We start from the raw sequence: 3,098 nt of genomic DNA, 5'->3' as shown, positions 1-3,098 counted from the left end.
CCAGCTGACCGAGCTGCGCATCATGAGCAAGCCCTGGGCCGAGAAGAACAACGCCACGGCGCCGAAGGACATCAAGACCAGCGACGAGCCCTACACCCACCGCAACACGCTGGGCACGGGCCCGTTCGTGCTCAAGTCCTGGGCGCCCGACCAGCGCCTGGTGCTGGCGGCCAATCCCCACTGGTGGGGCAAGGGCCAATTCGGCGGCAACGTGACCGACGTGGTCTACACGCCCATCAAGTCCGATGCCACGCGCACGGCGGCGCTGCTGTCGGGCGAGGTGGACTTCGTGCTCGACCCCAGCCTGCAGGACGTGCCGCGCATCCGCCAGCAGCCGCAGCTAAAGGTGCTGGACGGCGCCGAGAACCGCACCATCTTCCTGGGCCTGGACCAGTTCCGCGACGAGCTGCAGAACTCCAGCGTGAAGGGCAAGAACCCGCTCAAGGACGTGCGCGTGCGCAAGGCGCTCTACCAGGCCATCGACATCAACGCCATCCAGCGCGTGGTGCTGCGCGGCCTGGCCCAGCCCACCGGCGCGATCATCGCGCGGCAGGTGAACGGCTGGACCCCGAAGGCCGACGTGCGCTGGCCCTACGACCCCGCCGCCGCGCAGAAGCTGCTGGCCGAGGCCGGCTACCCGCAGGGCTTCGACGTGGACTTCGCCTGCAGCGCGGGCCGCTACATCAACGACGAGCAGCTGTGCCAGGCCATCACCGCCCAGTGGGCCAAGGTGGGCGTGAAAGCCAGGCTGCGCTCGCTGCCGTTCGCCACGTACTTCCCGATGATCCAGCGCAACGAGGCCAGCATCTACCTGCTGGGCTGGGGCGTGCCGACGTTCGATGCGTTCTATTCGCTGCAGTCGCTGATCCGCTCGCCCGGTGCCGGCGGCGACGGCAACTTCAACCTGGGCCGCTTCAGCGACCCGCAGCAGGACGCGCTGATCGAGCGCATCAAGAAGGAAACCGACGCCGCCACGCGCAACAGCCTGATCGAGCAGGCGCTGGTGCAGGACCACCAGCTCATCTCGCACATCCCGCTGTACACCAGGTGATCCCCTGGGCGGCCTCGCAGAAGGTGGAGATCATCCACCGCGCGGACAACCGCATCGACTGGCGCCTGCTGAAGGTCAACTGAGCCGCCAGGCCATATCGTTGCCGGTCATCGCGCCCGGCCTTCACGAACCGCCCCGCGGGCCGCCCGGCCCCGGGGCTTTTTCTGGAGGGGCGCCGCCTCGCGCGGCACCCGCCCCCCGCAGGACATCAATCCAACGACCGCTGCACCGCCGGCCGCGCCGCCACGCGCTGCGCGTGCGCATGCACCTTGGGGAACCGGGCGATGTCCACGCCATCGCTTTGCAGCCATCCACCGATGGTGAACAGGTAGCCGTCGCTCACCGAATAGGCGTCGCCCAGCACCCACGGCCCCTGCAGCTGCTGCTCGATCAGCGCGAAGCATTCGGTCATGTTGGCGCCGACCTTGCGCTGCATCGCGGCGATGGCCTCGGCCTCGTCGGCCCAGCGGCTGGCGCGGGGCCGGTGGGCATGGGCCACGTGCACGGTGGAGGCGAGGTAGCTGTTGAACTCCTGCATCCGCGCGAACCCGTGGGGATCGGTGGGCGCCAGCCGCGCGTCAGGGAACCGCTGGGCCACATAGGCCAGCAGCGCGGGCGTCTCGGTCAGCACGCCCTGCTCGGTGACCAGGGCCGGCACGCGGCCCTTGGGGTTGATGGCCAGGTACTCGGGCGTGCGCTGCTGCTGCGCCTTGAAGTCCATGCGCTCCAGCGCGTGATCGGCGCCGGCTTCGTTCAGCGCGATGCGAACGGCCTGCGCGCAGGTGCCGGGGGCGTAGTAGAGGGTCAGCGAGGCCATGGGGGCTCCAGTGGGTTGGCGATGGGAAAAGGAACGGCCGCCGCCTGCGGCCTCCTGGTTCAAGTCAAAAACCACGGGAAGGCAATGGGTACTAAGGCGTCTTGCTATGGTTTTTGATGTGCTTGCCTTTGCACGTCAGTGCAGGCCACGCACCCGCGCCATCAGCCGCACCAGGCCCAGCAGGGCGTCGGTGTGCGGCGTGGGCACGGCGGTGAGGCGGCCCAGCTCGTGCACCGCGCCCACCAGGGCGTCGATCTCCAGCGGCTTGCCGGCCTCCACGTCCTGCAGCATCGAGGTCTTGAACGCGCCCAGCTTGCGGGTGACGGCGTGGCGGTCTTCGGGCTGCTGGTCGATCGGCAGGCCCAGCCGTTCGCCGATGGCCTTGGCCTCGCGCATCACGTCGGAGATGAAGGTGCGCACCAGGTCGTCGTCGAGGATGCGGTCGGTGGTGGCGCCTGTGAGGGCGCTGATGGGGTTGACCGTCAGGTTGCCCCAGAGCTTGAACCACACGTCCTGCTGGATGCGGGAGGACACTTCGGCCTCGATGCCGCCGCGCCGCAGCGTGTCGGCCAGTGCCTGCAGCCGCGGCGTGGGCGCGCCGGCGGGCTCGCCCAGGATGAGCCGGTTGCCGAAGTGGTGGCGCACCACCCCGGGCGCATCGAGCGAGCAACTGGTGTGGACCACGCCGCCGATCACCTGGCCGGCCGGCACGGCACGCGCCATGGCGCCAGAAGGGTCTACGGACTGCAGTGCCTGGCCTTGTGCGGGGCCGCCGCAGCCGTCGAGGAACCACCACGGCACGCCGTTCATGGCCGTGAGCACCAGCGTGTGGGGGCCGATCAGCGGCGCGATGCGGGCGGACACGTCGGGCAGGGCCGGGGCCTTGACGGCCAGCACCACCAGGTCCTGCACGCCCAGGGCGGCCGGATCATCGTGCGCGCGCACCGGCGTGGCGTGCACGGAACCATCGGGTTGAAGGAGGCGCAGGCCCTGCGCATCGAGGGCCTGCCGCGTGGCGCCGCGCGCCACCATGGACACATCGCCGCCTGCTCGCGCCAGCGCCACGGCGAGCCAGCCGCCGATGGCGCCCGCGCCGTAGATACATGCCTTCATCGAAACATCCGCCTCTGCAGGGACCGGCCGAACGGCCGCGAAGCGGTGGATGTTAAGCGCTCCCCGCGGCGTGCGCAGGGGGAGGCGGCAGGGGCGCGGTCAGCGCGCGATCACTTG

At 70.1% G+C, this 3,098-nt stretch carries 2 protein-coding genes and 1 pseudogene; 1 reads left to right on the top strand and 2 read right to left on the bottom strand.

The annotated features are described in order from the left end of the window. Positions 1-1,134: pseudogene (locus tag AC27IQ_RS21320) on the top strand (ABC transporter substrate-binding protein); the annotation flags it as partial. Positions 1,135-1,259: 125 nt separating this feature from the next. On the opposite strand, the gene AC27IQ_RS21315 reads toward AC27IQ_RS21320, so the two are convergent. Both AC27IQ_RS21315 and AC27IQ_RS21310 read right to left on the bottom strand, forming a co-directional pair. Next, on the bottom strand, positions 1,260-1,868 hold the full coding sequence (locus AC27IQ_RS21315) for a glutathione S-transferase family protein (protein ID WP_487090695.1): 609 nt from the start codon (positions 1,866-1,868) through the stop codon (positions 1,260-1,262). 135 nt (positions 1,869-2,003) lie between these two features. Continuing rightward, the gene (locus tag AC27IQ_RS21310; protein WP_487090694.1) at positions 2,004-2,981 is read right to left on the bottom strand and encodes a 2-dehydropantoate 2-reductase; all 978 of its coding nucleotides are present in this window, start codon (positions 2,979-2,981) and stop codon (positions 2,004-2,006) included. Between the last annotated feature and the right edge of the window lie 117 nt (positions 2,982-3,098).

This window comes from Acidovorax sp. KPB24-07, from assembly GCF_057543315.1.
Note: the sequence above shows the minus strand (reverse complement) of the source record. Positions and strands in the feature narration are given on the sequence as shown.